The sequence below is a fragment of the Streptomyces bicolor genome (assembly GCF_000719285.1).
GTDB classification, from domain to species: Bacteria; Actinomycetota; Actinomycetes; order Streptomycetales; family Streptomycetaceae; genus Streptomyces; species Streptomyces bicolor.
The window spans coordinates 206,634-223,359 of record NZ_JOFS01000005.1 but is presented as its reverse complement, the minus strand read 5'-3'; the positions used below and the strand labels follow the sequence as shown (position 1 = coordinate 223,359).

Below are 16,726 nucleotides of genomic sequence, written 5' to 3'. Positions count from 1 at the left end.
GCGGTCTCCCCATCCACTGGCGATCGCCATGCCGGCCGGTTCGCAACGCCCGGTCAGGCTACCCGGGACAGGCCGCTCGGCGGTACCTGTCGTTCTGCCGCTGAATGGCGCAGGCCTGGTTCCACAACTCCCAGGCTCTCGTACGCTGTTGCCCGCACGAAGTGTCATGCCCTCCGGCGGTCGGAAAGGACCTCACTGTGCGCATGAACAGCTTCGCCCGTACGACCGCTGCGTTGGCCCTGGCCACGGTGCTGGCACTGGTGTCGGGGTGCGGCGGGTCGGACTCCGACGACGGTGACGACGCGGACGCCAAGGCACCTCAGAAGGTCACCTACCTGACCTCGTTCGGCAACTTCGGCCGCGACGCGTACGCCTGGGTCGCGAAGGACAAGGGCTTCTTCGAAGAGGCCGGCTTCGACGTGGAGATCAAGCCGGGCCAGGGCACCGGCGGCGTGATTCCGGCCGTCGTGAGTGGCCAGGCGCAGTTCGGCCCGATCGACCTGACGGGAGGTCTGCTGCATATGGGCAGCGGTCAGGCGAAGGACTTCGTCGCGGTGGCCGCCATCCAGCAGCGCACCATGGCCGCGATCGCCACCACCGAGGGCAACGGCATCGCCACTCCGAAGGACCTCGAGGGCAAACGGCTCGCCGACACGCCAGGCTCTGTCGTACGCAACCTCTTCCCGACGTACGCCCGACTGGCCGGCGTGGACGCCGACAAGGTGACCTGGGTCAACGGCGAGGCACAGACCCTGATGGGCACGCTCGCCGGCGGCTCGGTGGACGGCATCGGCCAGTTCGTGGTGGGTAAGCCGACCATCGAGGCGGTGACGAAGAAGAAGGCCGTCCTGCTGCCGTACAGCGACGTGATCAACGACCTCTACGGAAACGTGCTGATCACGTCCAAGAAGATCGCCGAGCAGGATCCGGAGATGGTGAAACGGTTCACCAATGCGCTGCTCAAGGGCTTGGAGTACAGCCTCGCCAACAGGAAGGAGGCCGCCGAGATCCTCGAGCGGAACGTGGACGCCACGAACCCGACCGCTGCGGCCGCCGAGTTGGAGTTGATGGCCGAGTACGTCACGCCGGGCGGTTCCGGCACGGCACTCGGGACGCTGGACGCCGCGCGTGTCGCGAGGAGCATCGCGATCCTGGAGCGAGCGGGCGCGCTGCGGCAGGGAATGACCCCTGAGCAGATCATCGACTTCGACCTGGTGCCGAAAGCCTGATTGCGCCGCGCTGGAGAAGGGCCTCGCTGGGAGAAGGATGGGATGACCGAATCCTCGAAGCCGCAGCAGGCCTCGGCAGCGGGCCCGGAGCCGGTTCCGGTTCCTGTCCCGCGAGTCGGTACACGGCGCGGGACAGGCCTCGGCGTCGTACTGCTGCCCTTGGCCGGGCTGCTGGTCGCGCTCGGCGTGTGGTGGCTCCTCACCTCGGTGCTGGGGGTGATCCACCCGGCTGTGCTGCCTCCGCCAGGTGCCGTGCTCTCGGCGTTCGCCGCAGCCCCGGTCCGGTTCCTGGAACACACCGGCGACACCACGGTGGAGACGGTTGTCGGGTTCGTTCTCTCCAGCGCCTGCGGTGTTCTGATCGGACTGTCACTGGCGGGCTCGCGGGTACTGGAGCGCATGTTCACGCCGCTGCTGGTCGCCGTCAACGCGGTTCCGAAGATCGCGCTCGGGCCGCTGTTGGTGGGGGCGCTCGGCTGGGGCCAGAAGCCGGTCCTGACCATGGTCTTCCTGCTCTGCTTCTTCCCGATCGTGCTGTCCACCGCGGCCGGCCTCACGTCGACGCCGGCAGACCTGGCCGAGTTGGCGCGCTCGCTGGACGCCTCGCGCTGGCAGGCGTTCCGGAAGGTACGGTTGCCCGCCGCGCTGCCGCAGATCTTCGTCGGGCTGAAGGTGGCCATGCCGCTCGCCGCGATCGGCGCGGTCATCGGGGAGTTCCAGGCCGGTGAGACCGGGCTGGGCTATCTGATCGTGCAGGCGGGTGGGGTCGGCGACACCGCCACCGCCTGGGCCGCGATCATCCTGATCGGACTGATGAGCATCCTGCTCTACTTCGCTCTGGTGTTGTTGGAACGGTTGGCGCTGCCCTGGGTCAGGGACACCACCTCGCGCGGCTGAACCGGCTGGGCTCGTAGCTGACCGGATCACCGTGGAGCGGGTCCGGCGAGCGGATCGCTCGGCTGACGCAGCAGATCGCCCCGCAAGTCATGCCCCGTGTGAACCGACCCCCGGCTTTGGCGCCGCCCCGTGCCGCCGGTGACCGCACGGGGCGAACCTCTGTTCATTGATTTCAGAGCATGATGAGCAGACGTGTATTCGGCTTGAGCTTCCTGTTCACCGATCGACTCTGTACGTATACCTCCAGCTTGGGGTTGTTCCCCGCTTTCACGGAGACGGTCCCTTGGACGTCCGTACCGAAAAGAAGGCTGCGTGCCGCGTCGCCCGTATAGGCTCGGTCGGTGTCCTTTTCGACCACGATAACTTCCTTGTTCTGCTGAACCTGAGCCCGGGCGCCCAGTTGGTAGTAGCACGAACCACGTTCGTACGTCACGCCTGGATGCGAGTTGACGAAGGGGCGTATCTCGACCTCCTTGTCGACTTTCAGGAGCCGGTACTTGTCGGCCGGAATCGGTTCGAGGTTCGCCCGCACCTCGTCAACCGATATGTCCTGGCCGACGGCGAACAGGTTCTTCGTCCCGCGCACCCCCTGCTCGCGCCCGCGCAGGAAGCTGGTGGCGGCAGCGCGCACGGTGCCGATCGCCTCCTCGACGCCCTTCTGGGAATCCGCATCCCAGATGGCGATGTTCCCGGCCGGGAAACCGTAGTTCTGGGCGGTCCGCTTGGCCAGGGAGTTCGGAACGAGGATCGCGGAGGTCCAATGGCCCGGAAGCCCGCCCATCTTCGCCGTGATCCTGTCGAGCCAGGGGCCAAGGATGGCCATGTCGCCGTCGTGCCGCCGGTCGCCGCCGGAGGCGTTCTCCTCGCCGTCCGTCACAACGATCTGGAGGAAGCTGTGCTCGCCGTATTCCTCCCAGATATGGCCCAGGTCGTCCAGGGACTTCAGAGAAGCCTCAATGAGGGCCGTAGCGCCATTGTTGACCTGGTACAGCCCGCGCATGGACGGCAGATGCTTCACGTCCATGTCCCAGACGAGATTCTCCACCCTGTGGTCAAAGGAATAGAGGCTGATCCGGGTCTCGTGGCCGAGGCTGTCCGACTCGGCCTTCAGCCCTGCCACGAACTCGTCCACGACTCGAATGAGTTGACTCTGGTGCGGACGCATTGAACCCGAACAGTCCACCACCAGCGCGACGTGATTCACCTTGTGCTGGATCTTGTTTGCGGGCATGTTTGTGCTCCCCCTTCGAGGCTCCCCGAGTGATGTCCTCACTCTATGGGGAGCCACTGACAACGGCCTTTGACGCTCAATCACCTGCCTGCATCCGGCGCTGTTCCCGGCACCCGGGAGAGGCCCGGCGATCGCTCATGGCAGCGCCGAGGGGACGAGTAGCCGGCCGGAGGGGAGCTCCTGGAACATCTCGACGATCCGGTCGAGTCGCTGATCGTCGTCGCGCGGGGCGGGCAGCGGCCGCCGCGCCGGATGTTCTGCTCCTGGTCCGAGAGCGGCGTGCCCACACGGGCCCAGTGGCCGTTCAGTTGCTCGGAGTCTCGCTCCCTCGGACGTGCTGATGGGCGCACACCGCATGGCCCGCCCGAGCTCCACCGGCACACCACGTGACGACTTCCTGCGTCGGCCCGTGGACTACAGCGCCCGCACCCGACTGGTGATCGCCAAGCAGCCGAACTCCGGCGACAGAGACGCCGTTCCCGACCCGGACACCGTCCTCCTGGGCCAAGATCTGGCTCTTCATCTCCTTGCCGGTTGGAAGATTCTGGGCGAGACGGTACGCAACCACATCGCCCACGCGGCACTGACCACCGGCTCGTTGCCCCTCAAGCCAGACGACGGCTTGCTCCTGTGCGACCCACCTGGCTCGCCGAGCGGACTGGCGACCACCGGCTGGATGAGCCACGGCGAAGGTGACACCACCGAACCTCCGGGCATTGCTGTTTGAAGAACTCGTAAGCCACGCTTCGCAGCAGTCGGGCCCGCGCAGCCTCACATCAGGGATCTCAGCACGTCGACCTCACAGCCCGGCTCGAAGGGGTCGAAGCCCTGCTTGATCAGCGAGCGAACTGCCAGCAGGCTTCGCAACGACCACCACGCGTGGATCACGTCGAGGTCGATGTCGGTGCCATAGCCGGCGATGACGTCGTCGAGGTGCTCCTCGTGTCCGAGCGTGAAGGTGGCGAGGTCGTACAGGGCATCACCCTGGCCCGCCTCGGACCAGTCGATGATGCCCGTGACCTCGTCGCCGTCGACGAAGACGTGCGCGATCTGCAGGTCGCCGTGCGTGAACGCCGGAGTCCACGGCCGGAGCGCGGCCTCGGCGACCTGACGGTTGCGGGTGACCAGGTCGGCGGGCAGCACGCCGTTCGTCACGAGCGACTCGCACTCGTCGTCGAGTTCCGCCGCCAGCGCGACGATGCTCCGGCCTGCCCGGCCGGGCCGGGGTGGCAGCGGCGCGTCGTGCAGCTTCCGGATGGCGGCGCCCGCCGCGGCCCACGCCTCCGGCGACCCGGTCGACGGCCCGCCGAGGCGCCCGAGCGTCGTCCCCGGGAGTGCGGCGGTCGCGAGCACGGGCGGCTTGTGCCACAGGACCTCCGGGGTCGGGACCGGTGCGAGGGACATCGCCTCGACCTCGACGTCGATGCGCGCCTGATCGGCGTCCACCTTCAGGAACACGTCGCCGACGCGCAGAGTCGCGCGCTCGGAATGGGCGACGACGACTTTGACCTCATCCATGGGTGACCAGTATCCCGGGGGTGATCGCCGACGTCGCCGGGTTTATCGCGTGCGATTACGCGGCTGACCGCGTCCCGCCAGGTGCGTGCAGCGTTGCTGAAGGCGCGAGCACACCCGTGCCGAGCCCGGAGTTCTGGAGCCTGACCACCGTACGGCCCGACAGCGGTGGAGCGTCGCTGCTGGCCGATGTCGTCCAGATCGCACCGGACCGGCGCGTCCTGGCGCGCTGTTCGGGCATACGGCTGCGGCGCCTCGCGGGGTCGGCAGGTACGGGCACGCCGTCGGCGTCGATACCCGCGCTCGTGTCGGCGCTCACCGATGCGTGCGCGGCGCCGCTCACCAGCGTCCTGAGGAAGGTCGTCGAGCCGCTCGGGGCCGGCCTTCTCCCCACCCTGCTGCGTCCTGCCCTGCCGCCTGCCGCAGACCGGGAACCCGCATCGGCGCCGGCACGAACCGCCTGCCACGAGACACCCCCGGCGCACTCATGGCATCGACATCGCAGCCGGGCGGCTGCTGGGCTCGGAGAGCCTGGCCGCACAAGCACCGGTCAAACTTGCACTGTGGTATAAAAAAATCGGGTGGCCGGACCGACAGTGCCACAGGCATACACGAGCTCTACTCCCCGGCAAGACCGACCCTGCTCGGGCACCCCCAGGCGTCGGATCGCCCCCTTCGCGCTGGACGAGCCCAGCACAAACAGCAGGAGGGACGGAATGGACTCGCGCGCAACGAGGCCGCCGGTCGGCCGCCGGGAACGCAACAAGCAGCGGGTCAGGGAACGCCTCTACACCGCGGCAGTTGAGCTCTTCGTGGAGAAGGGATACGACCACACCTCCATCGACGAGATCGCGGAGCGGGCGGACGTGGCACGCGGAACCTTCTTCAACTACTTCCAGCGCAAGGAAGACATCATCAGCGCGTGGGGAGAAAGGAGGCGCGCATCGCTCGTGACGGGTCTCAACGCATCCGACGCGCTCACCGCCAGTTCGGTCGCACAACTGCAGCAGTGCATGGCGATCCTCGTCCGCATCAACCAGGAGGAACCGCAGCTCACCGCCGCAATGCTCACCGCCTGGGTGAAGGCGGGCCGACCGATACTGGAGGAACCGTACGTCGCCGAAGTGTTCGCCAAGATCGTCGACGGTGGGGTCCACCAGGGAGAGCTGCGCCCGGAGATGTCGCCGATCGGCGTCGGCAACGTTCTGCGGGACGTCTACCTCGGGGCCCTCTACCGCTGGGCCAACCAGCCATCCGACGCGAACCGGCCGTCACTGGCCGAGGAACTCCAGCAAATCCTGCGGCTGCTTCTCGAGGGCATGACTCCCACAGCAACTTCTTAGACAGCGGCACTGCGACGCCCACGGCGCCTCGGGCGCGAGCGCCGGTGCGGCAATATTCGAACATCCTGGTGAAGCCCGCTTGGGGGCACGGCCTTGCAGCTGGCTGAGCGAGAGCCGTCTCCCCCTGCCTGGGCGGCATCGGGAGACAACCCCTCTACTGTGTCCGCAGCGAGCAACGCCCGGTCACAAGGAACGCCATGCCCGACAGCCCCGCCCCGGCGAAGCCGCCGGGAACCAGCCGCAGTACTTCGGCGACCATCCCACCGAACATCCTGCGCTGTCTCACCCCGGTCACCGACGGGTACGGAATCGACCTCCGGCCCGAGCTGAGCCGGGTCGGGCTGGACGAGGCGATGATGTGCTCGGCGGCGCTGCGGGTCTCCTACCGCCAGGGCAGTGCCGTCATCCGGCGTGCGCTGGAGCTCACCGGCGACGCCCACCTGGGCCTGCAGGTGGGTGCCGCGCAGCACCTGACCTCCTGGGGTCTCCTGGGGTTCGCCCAGATGGCCGCCGAGACGCTGCGGGAGGCCATCGAGACGGGCGTGCGCTTCCAGAACCTGTCCGGGGCGATGGTGGTCTGGTCGGCGGGGCAGGAGGAAGCCGGCTACGTGCTGCGGGCCGAACTGCCCGATCCCGCCCTCGATCCGGCGGTCGCGGTCTTCCTGGCCGAGGAGGCGTTCGCCAGCGTCATCACGCTCACGCGGCTGAGTTCCGGCGAGGAATTCGCCCCGCAGAGCGTCGAGTTCGCCTTCCCCGCCCCACGCGACATCGGGCCGTTCACCGAGCTGTTCCGCTGCCCGGTACGGTTCGACGCCGTGGGGAACCGCTTGGTGTTCCCCACGGCGTGGGCCGGGCGGCCGATGCCGGGCCGCGACCGGGTCACCTACGCCGCCGTCGTGGAACTCCTGGAGGAGCAGGCGACGTCGAGGCGCGATCAGCAGGACCTGCTGGAGGTCCTGGAGATCTCGATCGCGCAGAGCCTGCCCGACGTGCCGTCCTTCGTCGAGCAGGCCCGACGGCACGCTTCCAGCGAGCGCACACTGCGCCGCCGGCTGGCTGAGTGCGGCACGACGTACGAGGCGGTCGTCGACGGGGTGCGCCGCGAGCGGGCCGAGCAGCTGCTGCGCCGACCCGAGCTGACTCTGCGGGACATCGCCAGGCAGGCGGGTTTCTCCGACGTGCGAGCACTGCGGCGGGCGGTGCACCGCTGGCACGGGGTGACCCCGGCCCGGCTGCGTGGGGAGTCCGCGGAACAGTAAGGGAATCCCCACGCGCCACCCGGCGACCCGGTCAACGCGTGCGGATCCAGACGGTCTTCTCCCTGGTCCACTGCGCGAAGGCATCGGTGGACTTCTCCGCGCCACCGAACCCCGACTGTTTCCACCCGCCGAAGGGGGTGGTGATGTCGCCCTCGCTGTACGCGTTGACGGAGACCACCCCGGCTTCGATGCCCCGCGCTAGCCGGAGCGCGGCGTCGAGGTCGCGGGTCCACACCGAGGCGGCGAGCCCGTATTCGGTGGCGTTTGCCAACCGCACCGCCTCGTCCTCCGTGGTGAAGGTCTGGACGGTGACGACAGGGCCGAACAGTTCCTTGGTGAGCACGTCGCTGCCCGCCGGGGCCCGGCTGATCACGGTGGGCGGGTAGTAGGCACCGCGGGCCGGCAGACCGTGCGGCAGCCCACCGGTGTGGATGTGCGCTCCGGCGGAGCGGGCCGCGTCCACCGCCGCCGCGACCCGGTCGAAGGCGGCACGGCTGATGAGCGGCCCCACCTGGGTGCGTGCGTCGGCGGGATCGCCGATGGTGAGGCCCTTCGCCCCGGCGGTGAACCGGTCCAGCACCTCTTCGGCGATGCTGTGGTGGACCAGGACACGGGAGCCGGCGGTGCAGTTCTGCCCCATGGTCAGGAACGCAGCCTCGATCATGTTGTCGATGAGTTCGTCGCCGTATGCGAGCGCGTCCGCCATCAGTACCTGGGGGTTCTTGCCGCCCATCTCCAAGGAGACCCGCTTGAAGTTGGTCTCCGCCGCGTCGGCCAGGATGCGGCGTCCGGTGGCGGTGGATCCGGTGAACGACAGTGCGCGCACAAGCGGGTTGCGGGCGAGCGCCCTGCCGGTGACGGTGCCGTGGCCGGGCAGCACGGTGAGCACGCCGTCCGGCAGGCCCGCCTCGGCCGCCAGTGCGGCCAGGTGCAGGGTGGAGCGCGGGGTGGCCTCGGCGGGCTTGAGCAGCAGGGAGTTGCCCGCGGCGAGCGCGGGGCCGACCTTCCATGCGGCCATGGCCAGCGGGTAGTTCCAGGGCAGGATCGCGGCGGCCACCCCGACCGGTTCCCGGCTCACCAGGCCCAGGCTCTCGTGACCGGTGGGGGCGATTCGGCCGAATATCTTGTCGGCCGCCTCCGCGAACCACCGGATCGACTCGATCGCCCCGGGCACGTCGCCCGTGCGGCACTCCGTGATCGGCTTGCCCGCGTCCTCGCAGTCCAGCCGGGCCAGGAATCCGGCATGGCTCTCCATGAGGTCGGCCAGGCGCAGCAGGACAGCGGACCGCTCCCGCGGGGACCGGCCTGCCCAGATACCGCTCTCGAAGACCCTGTGCGCCCGCTCGGCGGCCACCGCGACGTCCTGCTCGCTCGCCGCCGGTACGGTCGTGATCAGCTCACCTGTCGCGGGATTGACGACGTCGAGCGTCTCCCCGACATCCGTGACGTCCGTCCCGCTCACGCTTCCTCCACCAGTTCCCACCGGCCGCCGACCTGACGGGCCAGACCCCTGCGGCGCAGGTCCTCCAGATAGCGGGCCATGCCCCGCTCACCCCGCTTGCGGAACAGTGGGAAGAGCTTGGGCAGCAGGTTCGGGGCCAGCATCGCGAACCGCACCAGCCGGGACTCGCCGGGCCGGACGTAGGCCTCCAGTCGGGGCTTGTCCAGCAGGCTGACGACCGCTCTGACGACATCGGACGGCTGCTGCGGCGCGTCCTGGAACTGCATGGAGTTCCCGCCCTCTACGGCCTCCTGGCGGAGCATCCGCGTGTCGGTCGCCGACGGCAGCACCGAACCGGCCTGGATGCCCTTGCCCCGCAGGTCCAGGCCGATGGCGAGCATCGCGCCACGCAGCCCGAACTTGGCGGCGGTGTAGATGGGGGTCTCGCCCAGCGGGAAGATCCCGCCGAGGGACACGGTCGTGATCACCCGGGGGTCGCCGGAGGCCCGCAGCAGCGGGATGGCGATCCGGGTGGTGACCAGCGGGGCGAGCAGGTTGACGTCGATCTCCCGCTGGATGCTCTCGACGCTGCGCACGTCGAAGCGCTCCGCGCTGGTCATGCCCACGTTGTTCACCAGGACGTCGATACGGCCGTGGGTGGCCGCGACGCCGTCGAGCATCCGCTCCACCGCGGCGTGGTCCAGCAGATCGCAGCCCAGCCCCGCATGCCCGCTCCCCGGCAGATCGGCAGCGGTCCGCTTGGCCCGCACCTCGTCGATGTCGACCACGACGAGGCGGGCACCGCCTGCGGCGAAGCGGTGGCACAGGGCGCTGCCGATGCCTCCGGCGCCGCCGGTCACCAGGATGACCTTGTCACGGAAGTCGTACGTCATGACGCCACCGCCTCCTGTCGCACGGACGTCGCCCGAGGCGGCAGACCCGCGGTACGCCAGCCCATCCCTTCGGCGACCTTGCCGAGGTACTTCACGATGGCTTCGCTGTGGACGTAGCCGGTGTGGCGTGGCGAGTCGACGAACTTCAGTCCGCCGGACAGGTCGGGCCGGTCGCTGCGGATCATGCGGGCGAACCGCTCGGCGGCGGGCAGCCCGGCCGTCGCGTCCCGGATGAAGGACGCGATCAACTGGGCCTGGCTGTCGAAGAGTTGGTAGGCGCCGGAGTTGGTCTCGACGAAGCCGACGCCGAACAGGCCGTCGTGCTCGCGGGAGAAGGAGGACAGGTAGAGGTCGGGGTGCTGCTCGTCGCCGAAGTACTTCTGCGCGACGGGGACTTTGTGGACGTATCCCGTGGCCAGCAGGATCAGGTCGAAGTCGTCGCTGGTGCCGTCGGTGAAGTGCACGGTCCGGCCCTCGGTGCGCGCGATGCCGGGCCTGGCCGTGATGTCTCCGTGCTGGAGGTGGTGGATCAGCAGCGAGTTGATGGCCGGGTGGGTCTCGAACAGCTTGTGGTCGGGCTTTTGCAGACCGAGCCTGCGCGGGTCGCCGTTGAGCAGTCGCAGCAGGCCACCGAACAGCTTCTGCTGCAGCCACATCGGCAGGTGGGGTCCGCCCGCGGCGATGGTGTCCACCGGCCGGCCGAACAGGTGCTTGGGTATGAACCAGTAACCACGTCGCATACTGATCGCCGCATGGTCGGCGGACCGTGCCGCGTCGCAGGCGATGTCCAGCCCGGAGTTCCCCGCACCCACCACCAGCACCCGCTTGCCCCGCAGTTCGGCGCTGCTGCGGTAGGTGACCGTGTGGCGGACCTCGCCGGTGAAGTCGCCGGGCAGAACGGGGAGGTTGGGGTGCCACTGCGCCCCCGTGCACACGACGACCTGCCGGTGCGTACTGGCCCGCCCATCGGCCCGAGTGACGGTCCAGGTGCCGTCCGGGTTCTTCTCCACGCTGCGGACCTCGGTGCCGAACTCGATCCGGTCCCTGAGTCCGTATGCCTCGGCGAACGACGTCAGGTACGACAGGATCTGCCGGTGCGGCGGGTAGTCGGCGAAGTGGTCCGGCATCGGATAGCCGCCGAAGCCGGAGAGGGTCCTGCTGGAGATGAAGTGGGCCGACTCGTACATCGGGCTGCCCGGGTTGTCGATGTCCCACAGCCCGCCCGGTCCCGTGTGGCGCTCGATGTGCGTGTACGGCAGGTCCCGCTCGGCCAGCGCCCTCGCGACCGCCAGCCCTGCGGGGCCCGCACCGATCACACAGGTGTCGTAATGGTTCTCACTCACCAGTCCGTCTCCTTTCTCAGATGTCTCAGGTGTTGCGGGGAACGTATGCACCGCGCGGCCGGCGGGAACTGACCTCTGCGGCCACAGAGGGGACCGCAGCGGCCAGAGACAGGCCGCTGCTGCCGGCCACGCCCTCGGGGACGTCACCGAACAGACGCTCGACGCCGTCGGACAATTCGACTGAAGTGCTCACCCGGTCTCGGCGGCGGAGGAGGGCCTGAGCCCGCGCTCGGCCGCTGCCTTCGTGCCGGTCACCGTCATCCGGAGCAGGGGCAGTGAGGCGAGGAAGGTGCCGAGTGCCAGGACGATGCCGAGCACGTCGGCCCCGGCAGCGTCGAGGACGGCTCCCACGGCCAAGGGTCCGATGCCGGTGCCCAGGGCGCCCGCGCCGCTGAGGGAGGCGACGAGGCGTCCGGTCGGGTCGATGAGCGCCGCGGCGGCGAGCATCTGCACCAGGACGGCCAGTTGGCAGGTCTGCCAGAGGACGGCCGCGACGGTGAAGAGCACGGGGTCGTGGGTGAGGACGAGGACCGCCATCGCGAGGGCCTGGGCCGTGACGAAGACGGCCATCGACCGCATGCGTCCGAAGTGCCGCGCCGCCACCGGACCCACCACCGCGCCGACGAGCGCCACGACGCTGGAGATCGCGAGGACGGCCGACACGGCTGAGTGGGACATCCCGGTGTGCTGACGGCCGAGGACCGAGGCGTACGACCACGCGCCCTGGGTGACGGTCCACAGGAGCGCGGTCCCGAGGAGCAGAACCACCGACGGCTTGGCGGCGGTTGTCTCTCCCGTTCCGGCGGAGGCGGCGCCCGGTGTCGCGGGACCGGCGGGGCCTTCCGGGAGCCGGCGTATCAGTGGCCACGCGGCGAGACAGCACAGCGCCATGAGCAGGAACCCGGTGCCCTCCCCCAGGTCGTGGTTGGCCGCGGGGACGCCCATGATCAGCAGGGCCGTCAGCCCGACAACACCGCAGATGGTGACCGCGGACGCCTTGTCGGCGTCGTCGGTGGCGGCGAGCGCCGCAGTGGCCGCCGCGTAGACCGCGCCGAGCCCCGCACCGAGGACCAGGTTGGCCAGCACCAGGGTCACCGGGTCGGTGGCCGCCGCCGCTCCCAGGAAGCCGGCTCCCGAGACGACCAGACCGAGACGCGTCATCCGCACCCGCCCCGGCCGCGCGGCCCGTGTAGCCAGCAGCAGCGTCACCACCGCCGTCGCCATCAGCTGGGAAGCGGCCACGAGACCGGCGCCGGAGTCCGACAGTCCGAAACGTGACGCGAAGTCGTCGACGAACACGGGCATCACGTTCGCCCCGCCGTTGCCGAGGGTGACTCCGGCGATGAGTGCCACCGCCACACCGAAGGTCAGGGCGGAGCCGCGCCGGGCGTTCACCGGCCGCTCCTCTGCGAGGAGTTGGGGACTACCACCGTTCCTCGGCGGAGCGCCGAGTGTGCAACAAGCATGAGAGCCTCACGAGTCAGGGGGCACGAGCCGCGTTTCGAACGAAGGTGAGAGTGGAGGAAGGCGGTCAGCCGGCCCAGACGTCTTCCACGTAGTGGCCGGACTCGGTCAGGGCGGCCAGCCAGGCGGTGGCCTCGTCGTCGCCCGCGCCCGTGCGGTCGCGGTAGATCGCCATGAACGCCTCCCGCACCGCCGGGGCCATGCGGCGGCCGTCTCCGCAGATGTAGACGCGTCCGCCGGCCTCCAGAACCGCCCAGACCTCGTCGCTCTCCTTCGCGATGCGGTCCTGGACGAAACGGGCGCCGTCCTCGGGGGCGCAGGAGAAGGTGGGCCGCATGCTGACGGCTCCGGCTGCCTCGGCCGCCTCGAACTCCGCGCGGTGGAGGTAGTCGACGTCGGGGTGGTCGCAGCCGAAGTAGCACAGCAGCGTTCCGGTCGACCGGTTGTGGTGGCGGTCGAGGACCGCGCCGCGGAAGGGCGCCAGACCGGTGCCCGCGCTGACCAGGATCACCGGCACCGACTCGTCCTGCGGCAGGCGGAAGGCCTCACTGCAGGGCAGCACCCTGGCCTGGACGGTGTCGCCGGCGCTCACGGTCTGGAGGTAGTGCGAGGCGATGCCGTGGAAGGTGCCCTCGCCGGAGCGGTGGGGCGCGGCGAGCAGCGACACCATCAGGTCCACCTCGCCGGGTGCCGCATCGGCGGACGAGGAGATCGAGTAGTGGCGCGGGCGCAGAACGGGCAGCAGTTCCAGGAAGCGTTCGAAGGGCAGCTCGCAGGCGCGGTAGCGCTCCAGCAGGTCCAGGACGCCGAGTCCGGCGGTGGTCACCTGCTCGCGGAAAGCCTCCGGGTCCGCCGCGGCGAGTTCGGCCAGGGGCCGCTTCTCGGGCGGGCAGGCGGTGTGCTCGGCGAGCACGACGACCTGCTCCTGGGTGGCGGCATCCTGCAGTTCCACGAAGTCGGTCAGCAGGCGGCGCACGGTGAGCGGCCGGTCGACGGGCAGGGTGTTACGGCTGCGGCGACGGGCGCGCAGTCGCACGGTGCGGTCCAGATCCAGGCCGAAGCGGTCGGCCACCCGCCGTACGAGAGCGTCCGGGTTGCTCGGCAGGACGGCCAGGTGGTCGCCGGTGCGATAGGTGACGCCCTCGGGCAGCCTCAGCCTCAGGAATCGCTTGGAGCGGCCCAACCCATGCTCCATGTCGACCAGTTCGTACGCGTCGAGCACCTCCATCGGCTGTACGCCGTGCCGTGCCGCGAGGCCGCCGATGACCGAGTCGGTCGCGTCCTGAAGCTCGTACAGTCCCGTCTCCTGGTCGGCGGCCGGCTCGGCCTCCTGCGCTTCTGCGGCTGCTCCGTACCGCTCCAGCAGGGCGGTCCACAGCTCGCCGGTGAACCGGTCCACCGTGCCGGCGAAGTCTCCGGCGGCGTCCGCGGCGCCGCGCTCCAGCAGTGAGGTGGCGCCCGCGGCGGTGAGCCGCTCGTCGATGAGGGTGGGGATGCGCTGGTAGGTGGCGGCCCAGTTGCGGTCGCCGACGCCGAGTACGGCGTACTGGAGGCCGTCGAGCGAGCCGGGCTCGAGTTCCTCCAGCCATGCGACGAAATCCGTGGCGTCGTCGGTGGGCCTGCCGTTGTAGGAGGCGGCCACGATCACCACCGGTCCGTCGCTCGCGGAGAGTTTGCCCACGGCGTCGTTGAGGGGAGCGACGGACGGGGCGAAGCCGCGCTCCTCGCCGTCCGCCGCCAGGTCGCGGGCGATGCCCGCGCAGGTGCCCAGGTTGGAGCCATGCAGGAGGGTCAGCGCGGTTCCGGTGGCGCGCCGGACGGCGGGCCGGTCCCGGTCGGCGGAAACGTCGCTCGCGGTGACGGCCGCAGCGATGGGCAGGCGGCGCTCCGCGCTGATGCGCCGGGCCAGGTTCAGCGTGAACTCGTCGGGCTTGAGGGTGAGGGACTGCTTGATCTTCAGCTGGTAGTTGGTGTGGTCGATCAGGCGGTAGCGGTGGATCACCAGCGCGAGGACCAGCGTCGCCTCGTGCAGTGCGAACTGGCGGCCGATGCAGGCGCGTTCGCCGCTGCCGAACGGCTTGAACAGGTGGACCGGCCGCTCCTCCTCCCGCTCCGGCAGGAACCGGTCCGGGTCGAACAGCTCGACGTTCTCACCCCAGGCGGGGTCCCGATGCAGCTGCGGGATGAGCACCTGGATCGACTCGCCCTTGCGCACCGCGTACTTGCCGCCGATGACGGTGTCCTCCAGCGGCTCCACGGCGTACGCGGGGGCCGTCGGCCACAGCCGCAGGCCTTCGTTGAGCACCTGGCGGACGTACGTCAGCTTGCCGACGTCCCCGTAGTCCGGCTCGGGGGCGTCGGAGTCGCCCCACAGCGCGTCGACCTCGGCCTGGGCGCGGGCGAGGACCTCCGGGTGCTTGGTCAGGTAGTAGAGGGCGAAGGACAGGGCCCCGCTGGTGGTCTCGTGCCCGGCGATGAGGAACGTGATCGCCTGGTAGCGGATGTTGATGTCGTCCAGGGGCTCGCCCGTCACCGCGTCGCGGGTGTGCAGCATGCGCCCGAGCAGGTCGTCGGTGCTCGGGTCTCCGGACGCCCGGCGCTCTCGGATCACGTCATCGACCAGGTCCTTCATCAGGGTCACGTCGGCGCGGAACTGCTCGGCCTGCTTCCACTTGAACAGCTCCGCGCCCGGGATGGACTCCCCCTTCTCCTGGGCGAAGCCGAGCGCGCGCGACAGGGCGGTGACGAAGGGGTGCGGCTCCTCGCGGCTGAAGGACTCGAAGTCGTAGCCGAAGCCGCACAGCCCGATCGTGTCGAAGGTCAGCCGCGTCATGTCGCCGGCCACGTCCACGGGCTCCGCACCGGCCGCCCGGTCCCACTTCCCGATCAGCTCTCGGGCCACCTTGAGCATCGTCGAGTGGTAGCCGCGCATCGCGCCGAGCGAGAAAGCCGGCATCAGGACGTCGTGCGCCTTGCGCCAGTTGGGCTCGTCGTTGAACGCGGTGAAGAGCCCGTCGCCACCGATCTCCCGGAGGATCACGAGGTCGGGGTGCACGTTCTTGCGGAACCGGCTCTCGTCCGCCAGCTCGGTGACCAGGTCGAGACCCGAGGCGAAGTTGATCTCGTTGCCGAAGACGCGGAGCTTGAACAGCGGCCCCAGTTCCTTGGCCTCCTTCATCACGTAGAGCAGACCGTCGGCGCCGCTGGGGATGTCGAACGCGTGGCCGACCAGGGGCAGGGCCGGACGCTGAGGGATCGGCTCGGTTCCGCGCAGGGTCTCGTGGGTCATGAGCTTGCCTTTCGTTCGGCACAGGCTGTCGCTGGCCAGAACCATACAAGCGACTTGGTCACTCGACAATGTCGATCGATCGTGTTGGATGACACAGTCGATCGACGGAACCCTCGGAGACCGTCAAACGTCCGGTCGAGCCGGGGCCGGGACGCATCTTGTCGAGCGACCTGTTCAAGGGACTGAGTCGCATAAGATGCCGTCATGGCTCATGTATCCGCGGCGGAGCGCCGCCCCCAACTGATCAAGGCGGCCATCGAGCTGATGGCCAGGGAGGGCGTCGCCGCCGGCAGCACCCGCGCCATCGCCGCGGAGCTCGGTGTGGCCCAGGCGACCGTGCACTACACCTTCGGCACGAAGGAAGAGCTGTACCGGGCCGTCATGGAGCAGCTCACCCAGGACCTGGTCGCCCAGGTGGAGCAGGCCGCGCCCACGGACGCGAGCTTCGAGGACACGATCGCCACTCTCGCCGAGGCTCTGTGGCGCACCGTGCTCGAACAGCCCGCGTCCTATCAGCTCCTCACGGAGCTGTCCATGTTCGCCCTGCGCACGCCCCATCTCCAGGAGGCTCTGCACGGCCACCACCACGACATCTCGGCCGTGACGACGAAGCTGATCAGTGAGGCCGCCGAACGCACCGGCCACCAGCTCGCCCAGCCCGCCGAGATGATCGCGAGGTTCTTCCTCGCGGGCTTCGACGGACTGACGATGCAGCACCTCTCCCTGCCGGACGAGGAGGCCGAACGGGCCTGCCTGCGGGCCCTGATCTCCGCCGCCCTGGCCATGGCCTGAGGGCACCCCCGATCGGAGGGAAACGCGCCG

General features: G+C 69.5%; 14 protein-coding genes. 6 read left to right on the top strand and 8 right to left on the bottom strand.

The genetic code is table 11. The features are described from left to right. Positions 1-203 precede the first annotated feature (203 nt). Positions 204-1,229 (top strand): ABC transporter substrate-binding protein, encoded by a 1,026-nt coding sequence (locus IF78_RS0107165; protein ID WP_031479724.1) that lies wholly within the window; start codon positions 204-206, stop codon positions 1,227-1,229. A gap of 42 nt (positions 1,230-1,271) precedes the next feature. Further along, the gene (locus IF78_RS0107160; RefSeq protein ID WP_031479722.1) at positions 1,272-2,126 is read left to right on the top strand and encodes an ABC transporter permease; all 855 of its coding nucleotides are present in this window, start codon (positions 1,272-1,274) and stop codon (positions 2,124-2,126) included. Positions 2,127-2,298: 172 nt separating this feature from the next. Here IF78_RS0107160 and IF78_RS0107155 read toward each other — a convergent pair whose 3' ends face one another. Next, positions 2,299-3,357: a vWA domain-containing protein gene (locus tag IF78_RS0107155; RefSeq protein ID WP_031479720.1), complete on the bottom strand. Its 1,059-nt coding sequence runs from the start codon at positions 3,355-3,357 to the stop codon at positions 2,299-2,301. A gap of 409 nt (positions 3,358-3,766) precedes the next feature. Between IF78_RS0107155 and IF78_RS0107150 the strand changes: the two genes are divergently transcribed. Next, positions 3,767-4,084 (top strand): hypothetical protein, encoded by a 318-nt coding sequence (locus IF78_RS0107150; protein ID WP_158751288.1) that lies wholly within the window; start codon positions 3,767-3,769, stop codon positions 4,082-4,084. Between the two features lie 44 nt (positions 4,085-4,128). Here the strand turns inward: IF78_RS0107150 and IF78_RS0107145 are convergent, their stop codons facing one another. Next, positions 4,129-4,875, bottom strand: a complete 747-nt coding sequence (locus tag IF78_RS0107145) for a phosphotransferase family protein (protein ID WP_031479716.1) — start codon at positions 4,873-4,875, stop codon at positions 4,129-4,131. Between the two features lie 55 nt (positions 4,876-4,930). Continuing rightward, entirely contained in the window at positions 4,931-5,266 is a 336-nt protein-coding gene (locus IF78_RS48280; RefSeq protein ID WP_158751286.1) for a hypothetical protein, read from the bottom strand. Positions 5,267-5,588: 322 nt separating this feature from the next. On the opposite strand from IF78_RS48280, the gene IF78_RS0107140 reads away from it, so the two are divergent. Together IF78_RS0107140 and IF78_RS0107135 are read left to right on the top strand one after the other, a co-directional pair. Then, the gene (locus IF78_RS0107140; RefSeq protein WP_031479714.1) at positions 5,589-6,215 is read left to right on the top strand and encodes a TetR/AcrR family transcriptional regulator; all 627 of its coding nucleotides are present in this window, start codon (positions 5,589-5,591) and stop codon (positions 6,213-6,215) included. 197 nt (positions 6,216-6,412) lie between these two features. After that, a complete protein-coding gene (locus tag IF78_RS0107135; RefSeq protein ID WP_031479712.1) occupies positions 6,413-7,474 on the top strand; it encodes an AraC family transcriptional regulator in 1,062 nt (353 codons plus the stop codon). A gap of 31 nt (positions 7,475-7,505) precedes the next feature. On the opposite strand, the gene IF78_RS0107130 is transcribed toward IF78_RS0107135, so the two are convergent. The 5 genes from IF78_RS0107130 to IF78_RS0107110 form a co-directional block, all read right to left on the bottom strand. Continuing rightward, complete coding sequence (locus IF78_RS0107130) at positions 7,506-8,936, bottom strand: aldehyde dehydrogenase family protein (protein WP_051827542.1); 1,431 nt, start codon at positions 8,934-8,936, stop codon at positions 7,506-7,508. Then, positions 8,933-9,808 (bottom strand): SDR family NAD(P)-dependent oxidoreductase, encoded by an 876-nt coding sequence (locus IF78_RS0107125; RefSeq protein WP_031479708.1) that lies wholly within the window; start codon positions 9,806-9,808, stop codon positions 8,933-8,935. The genes IF78_RS0107130 and IF78_RS0107125 overlap by 4 nt, the downstream gene beginning before the upstream one ends. Beyond that, positions 9,805-11,151, bottom strand: a complete 1,347-nt coding sequence (locus IF78_RS0107120; protein ID WP_199921381.1) for a flavin-containing monooxygenase — start codon at positions 11,149-11,151, stop codon at positions 9,805-9,807. Before IF78_RS0107120 ends, IF78_RS0107125 begins: the two co-directional genes overlap by 4 nt. Before the next feature lie 189 nt (positions 11,152-11,340). After that, positions 11,341-12,546: an MFS transporter gene (locus tag IF78_RS0107115; protein ID WP_031479704.1), complete on the bottom strand. Its 1,206-nt coding sequence runs from the start codon at positions 12,544-12,546 to the stop codon at positions 11,341-11,343. Positions 12,547-12,682: 136 nt separating this feature from the next. Then, positions 12,683-15,904: a bifunctional cytochrome P450/NADPH--P450 reductase gene (locus tag IF78_RS0107110; RefSeq protein WP_031479702.1), complete on the bottom strand. Its 3,222-nt coding sequence runs from the start codon at positions 15,902-15,904 to the stop codon at positions 12,683-12,685. A gap of 204 nt (positions 15,905-16,108) precedes the next feature. Between IF78_RS0107110 and IF78_RS0107105 the strand changes: the two genes are divergently transcribed. Beyond that, positions 16,109-16,696 carry a TetR/AcrR family transcriptional regulator gene (locus IF78_RS0107105; RefSeq protein WP_031479700.1) on the top strand — a complete coding sequence of 196 codons (588 nt, stop codon included), beginning with the start codon at positions 16,109-16,111 and terminating at the stop codon, positions 16,694-16,696. Positions 16,697-16,726 lie beyond the last annotated feature (30 nt).

What these genes read in the sequence shown, in the direction of transcription:
- IF78_RS0107165 (WP_031479724.1), top strand. Translation starts at nt 204, where the DNA reads ATGAACAGCTTCGCCCGTACGACCGCTGCGTTGGCCCTGGCCACGGTG.
- IF78_RS0107160 (WP_031479722.1), top strand. Translation starts at nt 1,272, where the DNA reads ATGACCGAATCCTCGAAGCCGCAGCAGGCCTCGGCAGCGGGCCCGGAG.
- IF78_RS0107155 (WP_031479720.1), bottom strand. Translation starts at nt 3,357, where the DNA reads ATGCCCGCAAACAAGATCCAGCACAAGGTGAATCACGTCGCGCTGGTG.
- IF78_RS0107145 (WP_031479716.1), bottom strand. Translation starts at nt 4,875, where the DNA reads ATGGATGAGGTCAAAGTCGTCGTCGCCCATTCCGAGCGCGCGACTCTG.
- IF78_RS0107140 (WP_031479714.1), top strand. Translation starts at nt 5,589, where the DNA reads ATGGACTCGCGCGCAACGAGGCCGCCGGTCGGCCGCCGGGAACGCAAC.
- IF78_RS0107135 (WP_031479712.1), top strand. Translation starts at nt 6,413, where the DNA reads ATGCCCGACAGCCCCGCCCCGGCGAAGCCGCCGGGAACCAGCCGCAGT.
- IF78_RS0107125 (WP_031479708.1), bottom strand. Translation starts at nt 9,808, where the DNA reads ATGACGTACGACTTCCGTGACAAGGTCATCCTGGTGACCGGCGGCGCC.
- IF78_RS0107110 (WP_031479702.1), bottom strand. Translation starts at nt 15,904, where the DNA reads ATGACCCACGAGACCCTGCGCGGAACCGAGCCGATCCCTCAGCGTCCG.
- IF78_RS0107105 (WP_031479700.1), top strand. Translation starts at nt 16,109, where the DNA reads ATGGCTCATGTATCCGCGGCGGAGCGCCGCCCCCAACTGATCAAGGCG.